This is a genomic window from Bacillus sp. CPT56D-587-MTF, from assembly GCF_058792335.1.
Map to the genome: position 1 here is coordinate 1227766 of NZ_JBYTEF010000001.1, position 20033 is coordinate 1247798.

General features: G+C 36.3%; 24 protein-coding genes. 22 read left to right on the forward strand and 2 right to left on the reverse strand.

Annotation, left to right across the window (positions count from 1 at the left end; translation table 11 throughout):
- Positions 1-71 precede the first annotated feature (71 nt).
- The 12 genes from hisC to AC3WVZ_RS06510 all read left to right on the forward strand — a co-directional run bounded on the left by hisC (position 72) and on the right by AC3WVZ_RS06510 (position 9982).
- On the forward strand, positions 72-1184 hold the full coding sequence (gene hisC, locus AC3WVZ_RS06455) for a histidinol-phosphate transaminase (protein WP_001264019.1): 1113 nt from the start codon (positions 72-74) through the stop codon (positions 1182-1184).
- A 328-nt stretch (positions 1185-1512) separates the two neighbouring features.
- Entirely contained in the window at positions 1513-2775 is a 1263-nt protein-coding gene (locus AC3WVZ_RS06460) for a tetratricopeptide repeat protein (protein WP_001168671.1), read from the forward strand.
- A gap of 73 nt (positions 2776-2848) precedes the next feature.
- Complete coding sequence (locus tag AC3WVZ_RS06465) at positions 2849-3385, forward strand: ReoY family proteolytic degradation factor (protein WP_001095925.1); 537 nt, start codon at positions 2849-2851, stop codon at positions 3383-3385.
- A 154-nt stretch (positions 3386-3539) separates the two neighbouring features.
- Positions 3540-3998 (forward strand): YpiF family protein, encoded by a 459-nt coding sequence (locus tag AC3WVZ_RS06470; RefSeq protein ID WP_000871313.1) that lies wholly within the window; start codon positions 3540-3542, stop codon positions 3996-3998.
- Between the two features lie 140 nt (positions 3999-4138).
- On the forward strand, positions 4139-4651 hold the full coding sequence (qcrA, locus tag AC3WVZ_RS06475) for a menaquinol-cytochrome c reductase iron-sulfur subunit (RefSeq protein WP_001290418.1): 513 nt from the start codon (positions 4139-4141) through the stop codon (positions 4649-4651).
- Positions 4652-5326 carry a menaquinol-cytochrome c reductase cytochrome b subunit gene (gene qcrB / locus AC3WVZ_RS06480; protein ID WP_000932700.1) on the forward strand — a complete coding sequence of 225 codons (675 nt, stop codon included), beginning with the start codon at positions 4652-4654 and terminating at the stop codon, positions 5324-5326. It abuts the gene before it with no gap.
- Positions 5327-5369: 43 nt separating this feature from the next.
- Entirely contained in the window at positions 5370-6137 is a 768-nt protein-coding gene (qcrC, locus tag AC3WVZ_RS06485) for a menaquinol-cytochrome c reductase cytochrome b/c subunit (RefSeq protein WP_000554603.1), read from the forward strand.
- Between the two features lie 119 nt (positions 6138-6256).
- On the forward strand, positions 6257-6847 hold the full coding sequence (gene lhaT, locus AC3WVZ_RS06490; protein WP_025709269.1) for a lipoprotein heptaprenylglyceryl N-acetyltransferase LhaT: 591 nt from the start codon (positions 6257-6259) through the stop codon (positions 6845-6847).
- A 25-nt stretch (positions 6848-6872) separates the two neighbouring features.
- Entirely contained in the window at positions 6873-7559 is a 687-nt protein-coding gene (gene lit / locus AC3WVZ_RS06495; protein ID WP_000414378.1) for a lipoprotein intramolecular transacylase Lit, read from the forward strand.
- 106 nt (positions 7560-7665) lie between these two features.
- Positions 7666-8454: a sporulation protein YpjB gene (gene ypjB, locus AC3WVZ_RS06500; protein WP_000831584.1), complete on the forward strand. Its 789-nt coding sequence runs from the start codon at positions 7666-7668 to the stop codon at positions 8452-8454.
- Positions 8455-8555: 101 nt separating this feature from the next.
- Positions 8556-9239 (forward strand): zinc metallopeptidase, encoded by a 684-nt coding sequence (locus tag AC3WVZ_RS06505; protein ID WP_011109966.1) that lies wholly within the window; start codon positions 8556-8558, stop codon positions 9237-9239.
- A 101-nt stretch (positions 9240-9340) separates the two neighbouring features.
- Positions 9341-9982 (forward strand): uracil-DNA glycosylase, encoded by a 642-nt coding sequence (locus tag AC3WVZ_RS06510; RefSeq protein WP_000876873.1) that lies wholly within the window; start codon positions 9341-9343, stop codon positions 9980-9982.
- Between the two features lie 28 nt (positions 9983-10010).
- On the opposite strand, the gene AC3WVZ_RS06515 is transcribed toward AC3WVZ_RS06510, so the two are convergent.
- Positions 10011-10892, reverse strand: a complete 882-nt coding sequence (locus AC3WVZ_RS06515) for a YitT family protein (RefSeq protein WP_000202121.1) — start codon at positions 10890-10892, stop codon at positions 10011-10013.
- Positions 10893-11384: 492 nt separating this feature from the next.
- Here AC3WVZ_RS06515 and AC3WVZ_RS06520 point away from each other — a divergent pair, with 492 nt between their 5' ends.
- The 7 genes from AC3WVZ_RS06520 to AC3WVZ_RS06550 are packed head-to-tail and all read left to right on the forward strand — an operon-like array spanning position 11385 to position 16939.
- Positions 11385-11726 carry a nucleotide pyrophosphohydrolase gene (locus AC3WVZ_RS06520; protein ID WP_002108639.1) on the forward strand — a complete coding sequence of 114 codons (342 nt, stop codon included), beginning with the start codon at positions 11385-11387 and terminating at the stop codon, positions 11724-11726.
- On the forward strand, positions 11726-12526 hold the full coding sequence (gene dapB, locus AC3WVZ_RS06525; protein WP_000658813.1) for a dihydrodipicolinate reductase: 801 nt from the start codon (positions 11726-11728) through the stop codon (positions 12524-12526). Before AC3WVZ_RS06520 ends, dapB begins: the two co-directional genes overlap by 1 nt.
- Positions 12527-12540: 14 nt before the next feature.
- Positions 12541-12936: a methylglyoxal synthase gene (gene mgsA, locus AC3WVZ_RS06530; protein ID WP_000684765.1), complete on the forward strand. Its 396-nt coding sequence runs from the start codon at positions 12541-12543 to the stop codon at positions 12934-12936.
- Between the two features lie 11 nt (positions 12937-12947).
- A complete protein-coding gene (gene bshB1 / locus AC3WVZ_RS06535) occupies positions 12948-13652 on the forward strand; it encodes a bacillithiol biosynthesis deacetylase BshB1 (RefSeq protein WP_000015673.1) in 705 nt (234 codons plus the stop codon).
- Positions 13649-14794, forward strand: a complete 1146-nt coding sequence (bshA, locus tag AC3WVZ_RS06540; RefSeq protein ID WP_000768305.1) for an N-acetyl-alpha-D-glucosaminyl L-malate synthase BshA — start codon at positions 13649-13651, stop codon at positions 14792-14794. Before bshB1 ends, bshA begins: the two co-directional genes overlap by 4 nt.
- Positions 14781-15974 carry a CCA tRNA nucleotidyltransferase gene (locus AC3WVZ_RS06545; protein ID WP_000439321.1) on the forward strand — a complete coding sequence of 398 codons (1194 nt, stop codon included), beginning with the start codon at positions 14781-14783 and terminating at the stop codon, positions 15972-15974. The genes bshA and AC3WVZ_RS06545 overlap by 14 nt, the downstream gene beginning before the upstream one ends.
- On the forward strand, positions 15959-16939 hold the full coding sequence (locus tag AC3WVZ_RS06550) for a biotin--[acetyl-CoA-carboxylase] ligase (RefSeq protein ID WP_001192063.1): 981 nt from the start codon (positions 15959-15961) through the stop codon (positions 16937-16939). The genes AC3WVZ_RS06545 and AC3WVZ_RS06550 overlap by 16 nt, the downstream gene beginning before the upstream one ends.
- Positions 16940-17066: 127 nt before the next feature.
- Here the strand turns inward: AC3WVZ_RS06550 and AC3WVZ_RS06555 are convergent, their stop codons facing one another.
- The gene (locus AC3WVZ_RS06555) at positions 17067-17456 is read right to left on the reverse strand and encodes a cupredoxin domain-containing protein (RefSeq protein ID WP_065212122.1); all 390 of its coding nucleotides are present in this window, start codon (positions 17454-17456) and stop codon (positions 17067-17069) included.
- A 482-nt stretch (positions 17457-17938) separates the two neighbouring features.
- Here AC3WVZ_RS06555 and panB point away from each other — a divergent pair, with 482 nt between their 5' ends.
- The 3 genes from panB to panD are packed head-to-tail and all read left to right on the forward strand — an operon-like array spanning position 17939 to position 20019.
- Positions 17939-18775 (forward strand): 3-methyl-2-oxobutanoate hydroxymethyltransferase, encoded by an 837-nt coding sequence (gene panB, locus AC3WVZ_RS06560; RefSeq protein ID WP_000851108.1) that lies wholly within the window; start codon positions 17939-17941, stop codon positions 18773-18775.
- Positions 18775-19623, forward strand: a complete 849-nt coding sequence (gene panC, locus AC3WVZ_RS06565; protein ID WP_000707025.1) for a pantoate--beta-alanine ligase — start codon at positions 18775-18777, stop codon at positions 19621-19623. The genes panB and panC overlap by 1 nt, the downstream gene beginning before the upstream one ends.
- Positions 19624-19635: 12 nt before the next feature.
- Positions 19636-20019: an aspartate 1-decarboxylase gene (panD, locus tag AC3WVZ_RS06570; RefSeq protein WP_000490184.1), complete on the forward strand. Its 384-nt coding sequence runs from the start codon at positions 19636-19638 to the stop codon at positions 20017-20019.
- Positions 20020-20033 lie beyond the last annotated feature (14 nt).

A 20033-nucleotide genomic window follows, 5' to 3' on the forward strand; every position in this document is an offset into this window, starting at 1 on the left:
GACAAAAGATTACAGTAAGGGGCTATAACCGTATTGTAATCAAATTGAATGAAATGACTGGGGGAAGAAAAATGAGAGTGAAAGAGCAATTGTTAACTTTGAGAGCGTATGTGCCTGGGAAAAACATTGAAGAAGTAAAACGAGAATATGGTTTATCAAAAATTGTGAAATTAGCATCCAACGAAAATCCATTCGGTTGCTCAGCACGTGTGACAGAAGCATTAACTTCTTTAGCGAGCCAATATGCCCTTTATCCAGATGGATATGCCTTTGAACTTCGGACAAAAATAGCGGAACATTTAGGTGTAAAAGCAGAACAACTACTATTTGGTAGTGGATTAGATGAAGTCATTCAAATGATTAGCCGAGCGTTACTACATGAAGGAACAAACGTTGTAATGGCGAATCCTACGTTTTCACAATATCATCACCATGCTGTTATTGAAGGAGCAGAAGTTCGTGAAGTATCACTTAAAGATGGTATTCACGATTTAGATGCAATGCTAGAGCAAGTAGATGAGAAAACGAAAATTGTATGGATTTGTAATCCGAATAATCCAACAGGTACATATGTTGAGAAACAAAAATTACTTTCATTTTTAGAATCAGTTCCTAAGTCGGCTCTCGTTATTATGGACGAAGCATATTATGAATACGCGGAAGCAGAAGACTATCCGCAAACATTACCACTTCTTGAAAAGTATGAAAATCTTATGGTTTTACGCACGTTTTCAAAAGCATATGGTTTAGCTGCTTTTCGTATCGGATATGCGATTGGGGATGCGAAGTTAATCGGACAGCTAGAAGTAGCTAGGTTACCATTCAATACATCAACTGTAGCCCAATCTGTAGCACTCGCTGCATTAGAAGATCAAGCTTTTTTACAAGATTGTGTGCAAAAGAATGCTGAAGGTTTAAATCAGTATTATGCATTTTGTAAAGAATATAACGTATTCTATTATCCATCTCAAACAAATTTCATTTTCTTAAAACTCGGTATACCAGGTAATGAAGCTTTCGAACGATTAATGAAAAAAGGATATATCGTTCGTTCTGGTGCTGCATTTGGTATCGATGATGGTATTCGTATTACTGTCGGTTTGAAGGAAGAAAATGATGAAATTATAGAGTTACTGAAAGAGCTTGTAAATGAGCAAGTACAGAAAGAAGAAACATATTCTTAAGAGATTGTGAAGGCTCCTATTATAGGAGCCTTTTTTATCGCATTCAAAATAAAGGTTGAAGACTGCTAATTAAGTTATTCTGTAAACCACGGTTTGTATGGCTTGATAATTAGTGAGAGAAGTTATTTGCACGGTCATAAAAGAAAGCGGTACAATAGAAGATGATGATAAGGTATCGGTGTCATATCCGAACCTTTTGAACAATTAACTACTCTGTAGGAAGAAGTATAAGAAGAAGCATGCTCATTCTAAAGGTTGCGTTCTAACAGTGAGTTGCTTATGATAAATGAACAGAAAAGAATATTTTTTAGAATTAAAGGAGACGTTTATGCAAAAGTTTGAACAAGCTGTTTCATATATTGAAAATGGTGAAGCAGAAAAAGGATTACAATTATTAAAAGAACAATTAAAAATTGCGAATGATGAAGAGAAGTATGATATCGCTCGTTACTATCATACACTTGGATTTACAGATGAGGCATTAGCAATTACTGAAGACTTACGTTTACTGTATCCAGAAGAAAGTGAATTCACTGTATTTTTAGCAGAATTATATATTGATCTAGATAAAGAAGATGAAGCGATTGAAGTGCTTCATGATATTCCAGAAAATGACGATTTATATGTTCAATCGTTATTACTTGTTGCAGATTTATTCCAAATGCAAGGTTTTGATGATGTAGCAGAGCAAAAACTATTAAAGGCGAAAGAAATGATGCCTGATGAACCTGTTATTACGTTTGGGTTAGCAGAATTATATAGTAGTAAAGGTGAAGAACAAAAGGCAATTACTTATTATGAATCGCTATTAGCGGAACATAAAGTAATGGGTGGTGTCGTGATCGCACTTCGCCTCGCAGAAACGTTAAGCGCGATCGGAAACTGGGAAGAAGCGATTTCTTATTATGAAGCAGGCCTAGAGGAACAAAAAGATATTCACTCATTATTTGGATATGCCTTCACATTATACCAAGGTGAAGAATATCAGAGAGCAATTGGTGCTTGGCAGGAATTAAAAGAATTAGACCCTGAGTACGCATCACTGTACATGTATTTAGCGAAAAGCTATGAAAAAGAAGGAATGCTTCAAGAAAGCTATGAAACGCTTCATGAAGGAATTAAAGTAGATGAGCTTTCAGTTCCATTTTATGTAGAGTTAGCGAACATTGCGGCGAAATTAGGAAAAATAGTAGAAGCAGAGGAAGTTCTTCAAAAAGCGCTTGAGTTAGATCCAGGGCATTTAGGTGCAACATTAAAATATGCATATATCTTAAAAGAACAAGAAAAGTACGAAGAGTTAATTGCAATTGTAGAGCGTGCTATTGATAGTGGAGAACCAGATACACAACTACTTTGGGATCTTGCGTATGCAAAAAAACAATTAGAAATGTATTCGGATGCATTAAAACACTATGAAAGTGCATATACTTCTTTTAAGAATCATCCAGACTTCTTAGAAGAGTACGGTTATTTCTTATTGGAAGAAGGAAAACGAAAAGAGGCGAAAGAAGTATTTACCCAGTTATTACAACTAGACCCGACACAAATTCATATTGAAGAGTTGTTATATAATTTAGAGGATTTTTCATAAGTTGGAAGGAAACTGAATGCCGCTTCTTGAATCTAAAAAGAAAAGAGAAAGACAGAGGAGGGACTTAATTGCTATGAATACCCCTGTTTCTGTAAACGAGAAGAAGGATTTTGTAAAATGGTTTTTGAATAATTACCAACTGAAACAGCGTGAATGTGTATGGATTCTGAATTATTTAATGAGTCACGACCAATTGATGCATAAAGTCCACTTCGTAGAGCATGCAAAATATTGTCCGCGTGGCTTAGTGATGTCAGCGAATTGTGTGAAAGACACACCGTTTCACTTTTTTAAACAAAATGTTATGACAACAGATGCTGAAAAATCGTTTCATGATATTCGTTTAAATCGAGATGAGGATATTTATATTCAACTCAACTTTAAATCATCGTTTCAAAATGCGAATTATGTAGCTGTATTAGAAGAAAACCCATATCTACCAAAGCATATTGAAGTAAATGAAAAAGATCGTTTACTTGCAGAAAGGTTTTTGGAAGAAAGTGTATTTTCGTTTAGGAGAGAACGCCTTTTGAAACAAATTGATGAAGCGTTAGATAAGCAAGATAAGGAAGCGTTTCATAGATTAACGGCAGAGTTAAAAACTTTATAGAATTTATTTGGATTAATAAATTTTTACAAATTTCAGACTTTCATCAAGAAAAACTACCTATATTGGGTAGTTTTTCTTTTTTTACCTCTTTTAGTATGGTTTAATATATATAAAGTGAAAGTTCTGTCATTTGTAAGTGAAGGAGGGAAGGAATTTGAAGTGGATTGTAAAAGATGTGGAACAGTTTGAGCAAGCAAGAGAGTATGTTGATACAGGAGTAATACCGCTGTTATCAATTTCGGCAGCAAAAGAAATGAAAATGGTTGTAGAACAAGGTGAATTTATCGAATTGTTGAGCACGGAATTGGAAAGAGAGTATAAGGGAAGAGTGCTTTTACTGCCTGCGTTTACGTATTTGGTAGAAAGTCAAAAGAATGAAAAAGGTCGTTTGCAAGAATGGACAAATCATTTACGAAGTGAAGGTTTTAAGCATATTGCTTATGTTACAAGTGATTTTTCATGGAAAGAGGATATGCAAGAGTTACAGGGAGATTTGTTTTGGTTTCCTTCATTAGCATTAGAACAATTTAGTGATCAAGCAAAAAGAGAAGTTATTCATGCACATATAAAAAATATAATGGTGATGTTGGAAGAGAAATGGGGAAACTCATAATAAACAGAAAGTTCTTATTATTATGAGTAGTATGATATTGACCTGTGCATGAGCGTATTATATCATGATAGTGTCCTAGTTTTTATTTTTTATATAATTTATCACGAGGGGACAATTTCTGATAGAGGGGGGAAATTTTCGTGAGCGAGAAAGAACATCGCGTGTCAAGAAGACAATTTTTAAATTACACACTCACAGGGGTAGGAGGCTTTATGGCTGCCGGTATTTTAATGCCGATGACGCGATTTGCGCTTGATCCGGTGTTAAGAAAAGAAGCGGGAACGGATATGGTTGCTGTTGCGCAAGTAAAGGATATTACAACAGAGCCGAAGCGTTTCGATTTTAAAGTGAAGCAGGTTGATGGTTGGTACAAGTCTGAAGAACCAAAATCAGCTTGGGTTCATAAAGATGAAAGCGGAGACATTGTTGCGTTCTCTCCAGTATGTAAACATTTAGGATGTACAGTTAACTGGAATTCGGACAAAGCACATCCGAATCAATTCTTTTGCCCATGTCACGGGGGTCGTTATACAAAAGATGGGATTAACATTAAAGGTACGCCACCCCTTGCTCCGCTTGATGTGTACGAGTCTAAAGTGAAAGATGGAACGCTGTATCTAGGAAAAGCGAAGCCAAGAGGGGGTGCAAAGTAGATGTTAAATAAAATTTATGATTGGGTGGATGAAAGATTAGATATTACACCAATATGGCGTGATATCGCTGATCATGAAGTACCTGAACATGTAAACCCGGCACATCACTTTTCTGCATTCGTCTATTGCTTTGGAGGACTTACCTTTTTCGTTACTGTAATTCAAATTTTATCTGGAATGTTTTTGACGATGTATTATGTGCCTGATATTAAAAATGCTTGGGAATCAGTTTACTATTTACAAAATGAAGTTGCTTATGGGCAAATTGTTCGTGGTATGCACCACTGGGGTGCTAGTCTCGTAATTGTAATGATGTTTTTACATACACTCAGAGTTTTCTTCCAAGGTGCGTATAAAAAGCCCCGTGAGTTAAACTGGATTGTTGGTGTTCTTATTTTCTTTGTTATGTTAGGTCTTGGTTTTACCGGATATTTATTACCGTGGGATATGAAAGCTTTATTTGCTACAAAAGTAGGGATTCAAATTGCAGAGCAAACACCGCTCATTGGTCCTTATATTAAAACATTACTCGCTGGTCATTCCGAAATTGTTGGCGCTCAAACATTAACTCGCTTCTTTGCTATTCACGTCTTCTTCTTACCAGCAGCACTTCTAGGTTTAATGGCCTTCCACTTCATCATGATTCGCAAACAAGGTATTTCCGGTCCACTATAAGAGATTGCTAAATTAAAGGGGAAAGAACTAAAGGAGGGAGATTATGCATCGCGGCAAAGGGATGAAGTTTGTAGGAGATTCTCGGGTACCAGTAGCTCGGAAACCAAATATTCCAAAAGACTATTCTGAATACCCAGGGAAAACAGAAGCATTTTGGCCGAACTTCTTGTTAAAAGAATGGATGGTTGGTGCAGTTTTTTTAATCGGTTATTTATGTTTAACAGTGGCGCATCCGTCGCCGCTTGAGAGAATGGCGGACCCAACAGATGCTGGATATATACCACTTCCAGATTGGTATTTCTTATTCTTGTATCAGTTATTAAAGTATTCGTATGCTTCCGGTTCATTTACTGTAATTGGAGCATTTATTATGCCAGGGATTGCGTTTGGAGCATTACTGTTAGCTCCATTTCTTGATCGAGGTCCAGAAAGACGTCCATTGAAGCGTCCTGTGGCAACTGGATTTATGCTTTTAGCAATTGCATCGATTATCTTTTTAACTTGGGAATCTGTAGCACACCACGACTGGGAAGCTGCAAAAAAACAAGGAGCAATTGTAAAAACAGCGCCAGTTGATAAAAATGATGATGGCTATAAATTAATGCAAAAAAATACTTGTTTAACATGTCATGGTGACAATTTACAAGGCGGGGCAGCAGCACCGGCACTGCAAAACTTAACTTTAAAGCCAGAAGAAATTGCTAAAATTGCGAAAGAGGGAAAAGGTTCAATGCCTAAAGGTGTATTTAAAGGTACGGATGAGGAACTGAAGAAGCTTTCGGAATTCGTTGCAAAGTATAATAAAAAATAATAAAAAAGCTGACTACAAAATTTGTAGTCAGCTTTTCTATTTAGTTGGATGAAGTTTGTTATAATAGAGTAGGATTTAGTGAATGAATTACTTTGCTTGAAAGGTGTTGGACATACGGATTGGTGTACTTGTATGCAATGTTAAGACAACGCTCGGTATTATTATTTTTATTAATTGTTAACTTATTAGGTACAATTTATGGATTTATATGGTACGGAAATCAATTGAAAGAAACGTCACCTATATTTTGGCCGTTTGTACCAGATAGTCCTATGGCGACTCTCTTTTTTGTCTTTGTTTTAATTGCTTTTTTGGCAAAGAGAAACTGGGGATTAATAGAAGCGTTAGCGATTGTAACTTTAATAAAATATGGTATTTGGGCTGTTGTTGTAAACGCGATTATGATTTACGTAAAAGGGCCTATAGGCCTTATGGGCTACATGTTAATGCTTTCGCACTTCGCGATGGCAATACAAGGATTTTTATATGCTCCATTCTATCGTATAAAAAAATGGCATTTTATAGTAGCAGCTGTGTGGACGTTGCATAACGATGCAATTGATTATTTATTTTGGCAAATGCCGCGATATGGAATTATGCATTTGTTTGTAGAGGAAATTGGTTATTTTACGTTTTGGTTAAGTATTGCTGTACTATGTATTACATATTATTGTTGCTTACGTGAGCAAAGAAAACAATTTTCTTTATGATGGTTAGAACATTTAGGGGGAGAACATGGAGAAAAATAAGAGTGGTACAAAAATATTGGATCGATTGATTACTTTAGTTGTTTCATATAGCATAGCATTTTCTATTTTTGCACTCGCAACAACGGCAGTTGTATATGGAAAATGGTTGTATTATTTTGAAATTGATTTTTTAAATATTCCTGATTTAGCGGATATGACGAAGGATGAAATTAAAAGAAATTACGATGTGCTTATTACATATTTATCCCCGTTTTATGACGGAGCATTACATTTGCCCACATTAGATATGTCCACAAATGGCCGTATTCATTTTGTAGATGTTAAAAATATTTTAGTAAAGATTCAATATGTGATGTATGCGACAATTATGATTGCAGTGATAGGCGGAATTTATTTATTAAAAAAGAAAAATGAAAAGTTTTTACTGCACGGATCGATTTTAACAATCATTTTTCCGATAGCGCTTATGTTACCAATTGCTATTAATTTTGAAAAGAGTTTTGTATTATTCCATAAACTTTTATTTAGTAATGATTATTGGGTTTTTGATCCTGAAAAGGATCCAATTATATTAATGTTACCAGAAGAGTTCTTTATGCATGCTGCGTGTGCTATTTTATTATTCATTTTAGGTGGGAGTATACTTTGTTACAGCTTATATAGATATCTCGTAAAAAAGAAAAGGATGTCACAGAAAAAATTCTCTGCTTAAAGAGAATTTTTTTCTTTGTAAAACGATAATATATTTTTCGGTCTAGTTCTGTTCTATTCTTGTCCAAATTAACATATTTTGTACTAGTAGTTAAGGGGGGACCGGGATGAAGAGAACATTAATTGGATTGATAGCATTTCTAATTATAATGTTTCCGTTACGTATATATGCTGAAGAGTGGAATGAGCTAACAGGGTTGTTAGACGACTCGTTACAGTTAGTGAAGCGTAATGAAGATGAAAAAGCGGTACAAGTATTACAACATTTCTCGGAGCAGTTTTTAATAAAGGGGAATGAAAAGAAGCAGGAAGTAACACCAGATCAAGTTAGAGTTATTTCTTTAGCTTACGATAAGGCGCAACAATCGCTCTCTGAAGAAGGTTTAGGTAAGCAAGCTAAAATTGATAATGTGCTGGCATTACAACTTGCTGTTGATGCACAAGTATCGAAATATCAACCACTTTGGATGGAAAGAGAAAGGAAAGTAATGGATGCCTTTTCTCAAATGGAAAAAGCGATGGAAAAAGAAGATGCTGGGCAGTTTCAACAAACGTTAAATACGTTTTTAAATGAATTCAATATTATTTATCCAAGCTTAATGATTGCTTTGCCAGAAAACGAGGTCCAGCGTGTAAATGTTCATTTATCTTATTTAGATGAATTTCGTAACGTTATGTTAAAAACGAAAGGCGGCCAAATGCAATTAGGGATTATTAAAGGGGATTTGCAAAAGATATTTCACACAGTAAAAAAAGATGAAATTGCACCCTCTCTCATTTGGTTTATGACAATTACTGGGGGACTTATTTTATTCACATTAACTTATGTTGGATGGAGAAAGTATAAAGGAGAGAGAGAAAAAAGAAAAAGTAATGTACATTCTAAAAATAGATAATGCAATAAATAAAGATATGGATTGTAAGGTTTATTCATTGACAATAGTGGCAGAAGAAAATAGAATGAGAAGTACTATAATTAAAACTTCAATGGAGGTTCATGATGTTTTATTTAATTTACTTCGCGATCATAATGATCATACCGTTGTATGCACAGTCAAGAGTACGTAGTGCCTATAGCAAGTATTCACAAGTTTATTCAACATCAGGTATGACAGGAGCGGAAGTGGCTCGAAAAATTTTAGATGAAAATGGATTATACAACGTAGCTGTAGAAGAAACACCAGGTCATTTATCAGACCATTATGATCCAACCGCTAAGACGGTTCGATTATCAACAGATAACTATTATGGACATTCAGTTGCTGGTACAGCAGTTGCAGCACACGAAGTAGGACACGCAATTCAAGATGCACAAGATTATAACTTTATGCGTATTCGTCATTCGTTAGTTCCTGTGGCTAATTTTGGATCGAATATATCATGGGTATTTATTATGATTGGTATATTTGCGACAATGTCAAAACTATTGTTATTAGGTATCATTTTAATGGCAGCAGGTGTTGTGTTCCAGCTCGTTACATTGCCAGTTGAGTTTGATGCGTCAAAGCGCGCAATGCAACAAATTGAAGCGTTAGGTATTGTATCAACAGATGAATATGGGCAAGCTCGTAAAGTATTAAATGCGGCAGCATTAACATATGTAGCAGCTGCAGCTGTAGCGGTATTTGAATTATTACGTCTCGTATTAATGTATACTGGTATGCAGCGTAGCGACGACTAAAGACTATCAATTTTGATAGTCTTTTTTTGTTGTGTGGATTGAATTATATAATGTATTGCAAATAGAAATAATAGAAGTAATGCGGAAAGGTGGTGGGGGAAATGAAATATCCAGACCATTTAGTAAAACAAGTACAAGAGCGTAGTGCTCCTTATCAACTAGAAGGTTTTTTAAGTGGACAAGGTCCTGAAAATCCCAAATTTATGTTGTTAGGAGAAGCACCTGGTGAAACAGAAATTCATAATGGGATTCCGTTTAGCGGGAGGGCGGGAAAACAATTAATGGTTTTTTTAGAGCGTATCCACGTTACAAGGGAAGAAGTATATATTACGAGCGCTGTTCGGAGTAGACCTTATAAATGGCGAGAGAAAAAAGAACGAAATGGTGAAATCATACAAAAAAAGTATAATAGAACGCCAAATCAGGGAGAAATAGTTGCCCATGCGCCTTTGTTAGATTATGAATTAGAGAAAATACATCCGAAGCTTATCGTCACGCTTGGAAATATCGGTCTTCAACGTTTAACAGGAAAAAATAAAAAAATCACAGATGTACACGGGCAATTATTAAAACAGCCCATTCAAAAATTAAAGGATATGCAAAGTGCAGAGTTTACATGGTCAGAGAAAGAATATCATGTTTTTCCGACTTTTCATCCAGCTTCCATTTTTTATAATCGGAGTTTATTGGAGCTTATTCATGAGGATTTTGAGAAGCTTAAAAGACTTGTAATAAAAAACTAGAAAAGCTAAGGCGCTTTTCTAGTTATATTTAATTATGTAAAGGGTTTTTATTTTCATCTAACGTAAACCCTTCACCAACTACATCATGTACATCACTTACAGCGACAAAAGCATGAGGATCTACAGAAGTAATGATATTCTTTAATTTCACGATTTCATTTTTAGCAACAACGCAATACAATACATTACGTTCCACTTTTGTATACGATCCAACAGCTTTTAAAAAGGTTGCTCCGCGCTCCATTTCAGATAAAATTTTGGCAGCAATTTCATCGTTTTTTTCTGAGATAATAGTCGCTCCTTTGGCAGCATAAGCTCCTTCTTGCATAAAATCAATGACTTTAGCACCGATAAAAACAGCAACTAGCGTATACATGCCCTCACGGTATGATAAATAGGTAAGAATAGAGACGACGATAACGACAGCATCAAACATAAACATTGTTTTCCCCATACTCCAGCCAACATATTTGTGCGCTAGTCGTGCGATAATATCTACACCGCCAGTAGTCCCGCCATATTTAAATATTATTCCAAGGCCGATACCGATAAATGCCCCGGCGAATAAAGCTGCGAGTGTCATATCATTTTGCAAGTTTAAATGTAAGTTGAGTACTTCGTAACGCTGGAAAATCCATAGAAATAAAGATACGCTAAAGGTTCCAATTAATGTATATAAAAATGTCGTTCTGCCAAGTAACCTCCAGCCAATAAAAAATATAGGGATATTTAAAATTAAGTTTGAGTAGGAAGGATCAAACTTAAATAAAAAATACAATAATAGTGTAATACCAGTAAACCCACCCTCTGCAAGGTGGTTTTCAATATTGATATTGACAATACCGAAAGAAAATATAGCGGAACCAATTAAAATAAAAATAATATTTCGCATCTTCAATTTTGATGTCATATAGAAATCCCCCTAATTATGTAATGATTGCATTGCTCCGCTGAAACGGTAAAACATAATAATAAGTAATTTCTAGTTGCTAGTGAAAATAGTAAGAACCTGATTGATGTGGGCTGATTTTTTGTGAAAAGTGCAAAAGAAAGTTTCACTTTATCCCGCTCTAAAGGCTGATAGGAGATGAAGCAAAGAAGAGGGGCAAACCAGCCGTAGAAACCCGATTGGTGTGGGCTGATCTTTTGCAAAAATCGCAAAAGAAGTTTCACTTTACCCCGTACCAACGGCTGGTAGGAGATAAACCTCTGAAGAAAGGCAAACCAGCCGTAGGAACCCGATTAGTTCAACTAATCTTTTGCAAAAAAATCACAAAAGAAGTTTCACTTTATTATAGTCTATCCAAAAATGGGTCGCAAATAGGTGTTTGGCGGGGAATAATATTTGTCAAATCGCGATGAATTGGCTAACATGAAAGAGGAAGGATTAGAGGTGAATAGTATGGAAGCAAAAACGATGAAAGATATGCAGAAAGAAGTAGATGCATATATTGGTCAGTTTAAAGAAGGTTATTTCAGTCCGCTTGCAATGATGGCTCGTTTAACGGAAGAAATGGGAGAGCTTGCAAGAGAGGTAAATCATTATTATGGTGAGAAACCGAAGAAAACAACTGAAAAAGAAAGAAGTATTGAAGAAGAGCTTGGAGATGTATTATTTGTTATGATTTGTATGGCAAATAGTTTAAATATTGATTTAGAGACAGCACATAACATTGTAATGAATAAATTTAATACACGTGATAAAGATCGCTGGACACGTATTGATGAGGGAGAGAAAGAATAATGAAAGAAATTAAAGTAATTATCGCCGGACCAAGAGGACGTATGGGACATGAAGCAGTCCTTCTTATGGAAAGAACGGAACATTTTAATTTAGTAGCAGCAGTGGATTATAAGCATGGTGGTGAGAAGATTTCTGATTTACCTGGCATGCCAGCATTACATGCGCCGATTTACGCTGATTTACATACTTGTTTAGATGAAGTAGAAGCAGATGTGTTGTTAGATTTAACAACACCAGAAGTGGGGAAACAACACGTTACACTTGCAGTTGAGCGTGGACTTCGTTCGGTTATTGGTACAACTGGATTTACAGAAGAAGAATTGACACGTTTAACAGAGAATGCAAAAGAAAAAGCAGTAGGAACAATTATTGCTCCAAACTTTGCAATTGGTGCAGTTCTTATGATGAAATTCTCACAAATGGCAGCGAAATATTTCCAAGATGTTGAGGTAATTGAATTACATCATGATCAAAAATTAGACGCACCATCTGGTACAGCTGTAAAAACGGTAGAGTTAATTCGCCAAAATCGTGAATCAAAGCAGCAAGGTCATCCAAATGAAGTAGAGCAACTAGCAGGTGCACGAGGTGCAAATGTAGACGGTATTCACATTCATAGTGTACGTTTGCCAGGGCTTATTGCACACCAAGAAGTAATGTTTGGTGGAGATGGACAAATGTTAACAGTTCGTCATGATTCATTCAATCGTGCATCATTTATGTCAGGTGTAAAACTATCAATTGAGACAGTAATGAACCTTGATCATCTTGTGTACGGTTTAGAAAATATTATCGACTAAAGGGGAGACAACGGATGAAAATTGCCTTAATCGCACATGACAAAAAGAAAAATGATATGGTTTCGTTTGCATACGCATATAAACCAATTTTTGAACAACATGAATTATTTGCAACAGGAACGACAGGGCTTCGCATTATGGAAGCGACTGGATTAGTTGTAACAAGATATCAATCTGGCCCTCTTGGTGGAGATCAAGAAATTGGTGCAATGATTGCAAAGAACGATTTAGATATGGTGATTTTCTTCCGCGATCCATTAACAGCACAGCCGCATGAACCGGATGTGAATGCATTACTTCGTTTATGTGATGTATATGCGATTCCACTTGCAACGAATATGGCAAGTGCTGAAATGTTAATGCACGCATTAGAGCGAGGAGATTTAGATTATCGTAAGTTAAGAAAATGAGGGGAACAATTATGAGTGGATTACATATATTAGCGTTTGGTGCTCATGCCGATGATGTTGAAATCGGCATGGCTGGTACCATCGCTAAATATACAAAGCAAGGGTATGAAGTAGGTATTTGTGATTTAACAGAAGCTGATCTTTCTTCAAATGGAACGATAGAGTTGAGAAAAGAAGAAGCGAAGGTCGCAGCTCGTATAATGGGAGTAAAAACGAGGCTGAATTTAGCGATGCCAGACCGTGGTTTGTATATGAAAGAAGAGTATATACGTGAAATTGTCAAGGTGATCCGTACATATAAACCAAAACTAGTTTTTGCGCCGTACTATGAAGATCGCCATCCAGATCATGCAAATTGTGCAAAGCTTGTGGAAGAGGCTATTTTTTCAGCAGGAATCCGTAAATATATGCCGGAACTTTCACCACATCGTGTGGAGTCTTTTTATAATTATATGATTAATGGTTTTCATAAACCGAATTTTTGTATAGATATAAGTGAGTACCTCTCTATAAAGGTGGAAGCATTAGAAGCGTATGAAAGTCAGTTTTCAACAGGGAGTGATGGTGTTAAGACACCGTTAACAGAAGGTTACGTTGAAACTGTGATTGCTCGTGAGAAGATGTTTGGAAAAGAAGTTGGAGTCTTGTATGCCGAAGGATTTATGAGTAAGAAACCGGTTTTATTACATGCTGATTTATTAGGGGGATGTAAATGAAATTAAAAATAGGTATTACATGTTATCCTTCTGTAGGTGGTTCTGGAGTTGTTGGAACAGAATTAGGAAAGCAATTGGCGGAACGTGGGCATGAAATTCACTTTATTACATCGGGTTTACCATTCCGGTTAAATAAAGTATATCCAAACATTTATTTTCATGAAGTGACGGTAAATCAATACTCTGTATTTCAATATCCACCATACGATTTAGCGTTAGCAAGTAAAATGGCCGAGGTTGCACAAAGAGAAAACTTAGACATTTTACATGTGCATTACGCAATACCACATGCAATTTGTGCATATTTAGCAAAACAAATGATCGGAGAGCGTATTAAAATTGTTACAACCTTACATGGAACAGATATTACTGTGTTAGGTTCCGACCCTTCGTTAAATAATTTAATTCGTTTTGGTATTGAGCAATCGGATGTTGTTACTGCTGTCTCGCATTCATTAATTAACGAAACACATGAGCTTGTAAAACCAAGTAAAGAAATTCAAACGGTATATAACTTTATAGACGAACGTGTATATTTCAAGCGTAATATGTCTCAATTAAAGAAAGAATATGGTATAAGTGAGAGTGAAAAAGTACTTATTCATATTTCGAATTTCCGTAAAGTGAAACGTGTGCAGGATGTTGTTCAGGCATTTGCTAAAATTGTTAAAGAAGTAGATGCGAAGTTGCTTCTTGTTGGAGACGGACCAGAATTCTGTACGATTTTACAGATAGTGAAGAATTTACATATTGAAGATCGCGTTTTATTCCTAGGGAAGCAAGATAATGTTGCAGAACTACTTGCGATGAGTGATTTAATGTTGCTTCTATCAGAGAAGGAAAGTTTTGGTCTTGTTTTATTAGAAGCAATGGCGTGTGGTGTACCTTGTATCGGAACACGGGTTGGAGGTATTCCAGAGGTTATTCAACACGGGGAAACAGGATATTTATGTGAAGTTGGCGATACAACAGGAGTGGCAAATCAAGCTATTCAGCTATTAAAGGACGAGGAACTTCACCGTAATATGGGAGAACGAGCAAGAGAAAGTGTTTATGAGCAATTTCGCTCAGAAAAAATTGTTTCACAATATGAAACGATTTACTATGACGTACTAAGGGATGACAAAAATGGAAAGATTTAAAAAAGCTAGTTCTATTATTGAGACATTAAAGCAACAAGGACATGAGGCTTACTTTGTTGGTGGGAGCGTACGAGATCTTATTATCGATAGGCCGATTGGAGATATTGATATTGCGACATCTGCTCTACCAGAAGAAGTGATGGCTATATTCCCAAGAAATGTTCCTGTTGGTCTTGAGCATGGAACTGTAATTGTTGTAGAAAATGGTGAGCCCTATGAGGTAACTACTTTTCGAACAGAAAGCGAATATGAAGATTTTCGAAGACCTAGTAGTGTTCAATTTGTTCGTTCATTAGAAGAGGATTTAAAACGTCGTGATTTCACGATGAATGCAATTGCTATGACAGAAGAAGGCAAAATGGTCGATTTATTTGCTGGACAGGAAGCCATTCAACAGAGAGAAATTGTGACAGTTGGAAATGCTGCGGATCGTTTTCAAGAAGATGCCCTGCGAATGATGCGTGGTATTCGGTTTGTAAGCACGTTAGGTTTTTCATTAGAAATGAAAACGAAGCAAGCGATTGAAACGTATGGGCATTTGCTAGAACATATAGCAATTGAGCGTATTACAGTAGAGTTTGAGAAACTGTTAACTGGTACATATTGTGTGAAAGGTCTCAAAGAATTAGTAGAGACGAAGCTATTTTCTCATTTGCCATATTTACAAATGTCAGAAGAGAGACTGTTAAAAGCTACGCAGTATAAATGGGATTCTTTCGAAACGGATATTGAGGCGTGGGCATTTTTCTTATATTGTATCGGAGAAGAACATCCATCTGTCTTTTTACGTCAATGGAAGTTTTCGAATAAAAAAATAAAAGATATTGTTGCAGTTTTATTGACAATCCGTACTAGAAAGGAGAAGGATTGGGATACAGTCCTTCTTTATAAAACGGGAATTCATATCGCTGAAATGGCAGAGAGAGTATATGAAGCGATGATTGAACGCTATGACCCTACATCTGTTGAACGAGTACAATCAATGTTTCATGCATTGCCAATCCAGGAGCGTCAAGAAATGAATGTGACTGGTAATGATTTATTAAACTGGGCAAACAAAAAGCCTGGTCCGTGGGTTGCTGAGATGCTTCAGAAAATCGAAGAAGCAATCGTACAAGGAAACGTAGTTAATGAGAAAGAGCGTATAAGGGAGTGGCTACAAGGATGCAATCTACTATAAGAAAGCAGTTATTGCAAGTTTTTTCTGAAGCGGATGGCGAGTTTGTATCCGGCCAAACAATTAGTGATAAACTTGGTTGTTCAAGAACTGCTGTGTGGAAACATATGGAGGATCTGCGGAGTGAGGGATATGAACTTGAAGCTGTGCGTCGATTAGGTTACCGAATTGCAAGTAAGCCAGACAAAGTGACCGCTAATGAAATTCAGTTAGGGCTACAAACGAAGCGGATTGGTAGAACAGTGTATTTTGAAGAAACTGTTGAATCAACGCAGCACATTGCAGCAAAACTTGCTTATGAAGGTGCAGAAGAAGGAACAGTCGTTGTAGCAGAAGAACAAACAGCGGGAAGAGGTCGTTTAAGCAGAAAATGGCATTCACCAAAAGGAACAGGGATTTGGATGAGTATTATTTTACGCCCATCAATCCCAGTTCATCATGCACCGCAACTTACTTTGTTAGCGGCCGTTAGTGTTGCACAGGCAATTGAAAAATGCACGGGTGTAAACGTAGGAATAAAATGGCCAAATGATATTTTAATTCAAGGTAAAAAGGCTGTAGGTATATTAACAGAAATGCAAGCGGATCCTGATAAAATTAATGCTGTCATTATGGGCATCGGTATTAATGCGAATCAAAAGCAAGAACATTTTGATGAAGAAATTCAGCACATTGCTACTTCATTAGCGATTGAATCAGGTAAGCCGATTGTTCGTGCAGAACTTATGCAACAAATCTATTTACAACTAGAAAAATTATATGAAGAGTATTTACAAAATGGTTTCTCTGTCATTAAAATTCTTTGGGAAAGTTACGCTGTGAGCATCGGGAAAGAAATTACCGCTCGAACGATGAGAGAGACAATTACGGGGTTAGCAAAAGGAATCACAGAGGATGGTGTATTACTTCTGGAGGATCATGAGGGGAAAGTACATCATATTCATTCTGCAGATATTGAAATTAAGTAAAAGAAGTTCCTCTTTTGGAACTTCTTTTTATTTCAATAGTTTTGAGTTGAATTTGTAACATGATAATAAATTTTTTTCATATTTAAAGATCATTTCAAAATATCTTCCGCCTAGTTGGCAGGGCATGTTATTTGACGATTACTTTGCCTGCCATTCCTTTAAGAAGATGGTATCGACATATTAATTCATATGTACCAGTATTTTTAGGTTTCACGGTAATATGCTTTTCTTTTCCTGACTCGATTACGACGTCAATGCCGAGTTTTTTCACTGTAAAGGTGTGCTCGTTTTTACCTTTATTTTTCAATAGTAATGTTGTTGATCCTTCAAGCGGAATCGTGATAACATTTGGATTAAAGTAATCATCATTTAGTTCAACCTCAATCACTTTCGTTAAATCGGTGGGGGGTGTTACGACAGTAACTGAGGCAAATACATGGGAGGATCCTAAAGACATCCACCATACAATCATTACAAGCAAACTGCTGAATCGAAATAACCACCTGTTCATAGACATCTGCAATTCTCCTTTGTTAAGTACTTTCCTCAATTAACCTGCATCATTAGTTTAAGAGTTATACTATACAGTTAAATGGATTACAGAAAAAATTAACTTGGACTTTTTTAGCATGCGTTGAAAAAACATGTATCTTTTCAGGATTGAATTCTCCATAAAAACTGTATAGCATATATACTCTCGTGTTAAATTTTATATACCGTAATAAGAATAAAAAATTATTTTTTCAAAAAAATGTAGTAATTCCTTTTTGTAGTTTGCTATAATTAGTTCGAATGTGGGCAGTATCAGAGCGAACTGCACCATGATTCGAAGTCATACGAAAAATAATAACTTGGATTCTGCCTTGATCCAATAACGGACTGGGACAGAGGGATGAATAATGCCGACTAACACACAACCCTTCTGCCCTTTTATGGTCAGAGGGGTTTTTTATATGATTTCGGCCATCTCCTCTCTCCTGCATAAAGGAGGAGTAGTTTTTGAAAACAAAAACAGATTTTTTGAAGATGAAAGAGCAAGGTGAGCCGATTACAATGCTAACGGCGTATGATTATCCATCTGCTAAATTAGCAGAAGAAGCTGAAGTTGATATGATTCTAGTTGGAGATTCTCTTGGAATGGTTGTACTCGGATACGATTCAACAGTACCTGTAACAGTAGAGGATATGATTCATCATACGAAAGCTGTACGCCGTGGAGCGAAAGAGACGTTTATTGTAACTGATATGCCATTTATGTCGTATCACGTATCATTACAAGAAACGATGGTGAATGCACGTCGCATCGTTCAAGAGAGCGGGGCACACGCACTGAAGGTAGAAGGTGCTGGAGAAGTTATATCGACGATTCAATATTTGACGAACGCAGGAATTCCTGTTGTAGCGCATTTAGGTTTAACCCCTCAATCTGTAGGAGTGTTGGGTGGATATAAAGTGCAAGGAAAAGATGCGGAGAGTGCAAAAAAATTAATAGAAGATGCAAAGAAATGTGAAGAAGCTGGTGCAATAGCGCTTGTGTTAGAATGTGTACCAATGCAGTTAGCAGAACTTATTTCAGAGCAACTAACAATACCAACAATTGGGATTGGTGCAGGACAAAAAGTAGATGGGCAAGTGCTTGTTTATCATGATCTTATCTCATACGGCGTAAATCGTGTTCCGAAATTTGTGAAGCAATATACGTCTGTTCAAGAGGAGATTGTGCGTGGGATTTCACAATATGTTACTGAAGTAAAGACAAGGCAATTTCCTGAAGAAAAACATTCGTTCACAATGAAAGAGGAAGAATGCTTAGCGTTATACGGAGGAAAACAATAATGAAAATCGTAACTACAGTGCAAGAGATGCAGCAAATTACAAGCGAACTTCGTGCAAGTGGAAAGAGTATTGGTTTTGTTCCAACAATGGGTTATTTACATGAAGGCCATGCTACTTTATTACGTAAGGCAAGAGAAGAAAATGAAATTGTAGTTTTAAGTGTATTTGTAAACCCGCTACAATTCGGCCCAAATGAAGATTTAGATCGATATCCTCGTGATATTGATAGAGATGAAAATGTAGCAAAAGAAAACGGTGTAGATTATTTATTTTATCCGAGTGTAGAAGAAATGTATCCAGCAGAACAAACAACAACAGTAGAAGTTGTGAAGCGCACGGACGTATTATGCGGTCAACAAAGACCTGGTCATTTCGCTGGTGTTGCAACTGTACTGATGAAACTATTTAATATTACGGTGCCAACGCGTGCTTATTTCGGTATGAAAGATGCTCAACAAGTTGCAGTAATTGAAGGATTTGTAACTGATTTCAATATTCCAGTTACAATCGTACCAGTTGATATTGTAAGGGAAGAAGATGGTTTAGCGAAAAGTTCTCGTAACGTGTACCTATCACAAGATGAACGTGAAGAAGCTCTTCATTTATACCGCAGCCTATGTATAGCGAAAGAAAGAATTGAGGCAGGTGAACGTAATCCGGAAATCATTACAAATCTTGTGAAAGATTATATTGAGACGCATACGAAAGGCACTGTAGATTATGCGGATTTATATGCATATCCGTCATTAACAATGGTAGAGAAAGTCGAAGGAAGAATCATTTTAGCTATTGCAGTTAAGTTTGAAAATGTAAGATTAATTGACAATATAACATTAACGGTTAAATAAGGGGGAGCATCTATGTTTCGCACAATGATGAGAGCAAAGTTACATCGTGCAACTGTAACGGAGGCAAATTTAAATTATGTAGGTAGTATTACAATTGATGAAGACTTAATGGATGCAGTAAATATTGTAGAAAACGAAAAAGTCCAAATTGTAAATAATAATAATGGTGCTCGCTTAGAGACATACGTTATTAAAGGGGAACGCGGTAGTGGTGTTGTTTGTTTAAACGGTGCGGCGGCAAGACTTGTACAACCAGGGGACAAAGTAATTATTATTTGTTATGGGCTAGTTACGGAAGAAGAGATTCATACACAAGAACCAAAAATTGCAGTACTAGACGATAATAATCAAATTATTGAAATGTTAGGTGCTGAAAAAGCGGGTACGATATTATAAGTAGAAAGGCTATC

What these genes read in the sequence shown, in the direction of transcription:
- AC3WVZ_RS06520 (WP_002108639.1), top strand. Translation starts at nt 11,385, where the DNA reads ATGGAAGCAAAAACGATGAAAGATATGCAGAAAGAAGTAGATGCATAT.
- bshA (WP_000768305.1), top strand. Translation starts at nt 13,649, where the DNA reads ATGAAATTAAAAATAGGTATTACATGTTATCCTTCTGTAGGTGGTTCT.
- bshB1 (WP_000015673.1), top strand. Translation starts at nt 12,948, where the DNA reads ATGAGTGGATTACATATATTAGCGTTTGGTGCTCATGCCGATGATGTT.
- AC3WVZ_RS06510 (WP_000876873.1), top strand. Translation starts at nt 9,341, where the DNA reads ATGAAATATCCAGACCATTTAGTAAAACAAGTACAAGAGCGTAGTGCT.
- panC (WP_000707025.1), top strand. Translation starts at nt 18,775, where the DNA reads ATGAAAATCGTAACTACAGTGCAAGAGATGCAGCAAATTACAAGCGAA.
- qcrC (WP_000554603.1), top strand. Translation starts at nt 5,370, where the DNA reads ATGCATCGCGGCAAAGGGATGAAGTTTGTAGGAGATTCTCGGGTACCA.
- qcrB (WP_000932700.1), top strand. Translation starts at nt 4,652, where the DNA reads ATGTTAAATAAAATTTATGATTGGGTGGATGAAAGATTAGATATTACA.
- lit (WP_000414378.1), top strand. Translation starts at nt 6,873, where the DNA reads ATGGAGAAAAATAAGAGTGGTACAAAAATATTGGATCGATTGATTACT.
- ypjB (WP_000831584.1), top strand. Translation starts at nt 7,666, where the DNA reads ATGAAGAGAACATTAATTGGATTGATAGCATTTCTAATTATAATGTTT.
- AC3WVZ_RS06545 (WP_000439321.1), top strand. Translation starts at nt 14,781, where the DNA reads ATGGAAAGATTTAAAAAAGCTAGTTCTATTATTGAGACATTAAAGCAA.
- AC3WVZ_RS06555 (WP_065212122.1), bottom strand. Translation starts at nt 17,456, where the DNA reads ATGTCTATGAACAGGTGGTTATTTCGATTCAGCAGTTTGCTTGTAATG.
- AC3WVZ_RS06505 (WP_011109966.1), top strand. Translation starts at nt 8,556, where the DNA reads ATGATGTTTTATTTAATTTACTTCGCGATCATAATGATCATACCGTTG.
- mgsA (WP_000684765.1), top strand. Translation starts at nt 12,541, where the DNA reads ATGAAAATTGCCTTAATCGCACATGACAAAAAGAAAAATGATATGGTT.
- AC3WVZ_RS06465 (WP_001095925.1), top strand. Translation starts at nt 2,849, where the DNA reads ATGAATACCCCTGTTTCTGTAAACGAGAAGAAGGATTTTGTAAAATGG.
- hisC (WP_001264019.1), top strand. Translation starts at nt 72, where the DNA reads ATGAGAGTGAAAGAGCAATTGTTAACTTTGAGAGCGTATGTGCCTGGG.
- dapB (WP_000658813.1), top strand. Translation starts at nt 11,726, where the DNA reads ATGAAAGAAATTAAAGTAATTATCGCCGGACCAAGAGGACGTATGGGA.
- AC3WVZ_RS06515 (WP_000202121.1), bottom strand. Translation starts at nt 10,892, where the DNA reads ATGACATCAAAATTGAAGATGCGAAATATTATTTTTATTTTAATTGGT.
- AC3WVZ_RS06550 (WP_001192063.1), top strand. Translation starts at nt 15,959, where the DNA reads ATGCAATCTACTATAAGAAAGCAGTTATTGCAAGTTTTTTCTGAAGCG.
- panD (WP_000490184.1), top strand. Translation starts at nt 19,636, where the DNA reads ATGTTTCGCACAATGATGAGAGCAAAGTTACATCGTGCAACTGTAACG.
- AC3WVZ_RS06460 (WP_001168671.1), top strand. Translation starts at nt 1,513, where the DNA reads ATGCAAAAGTTTGAACAAGCTGTTTCATATATTGAAAATGGTGAAGCA.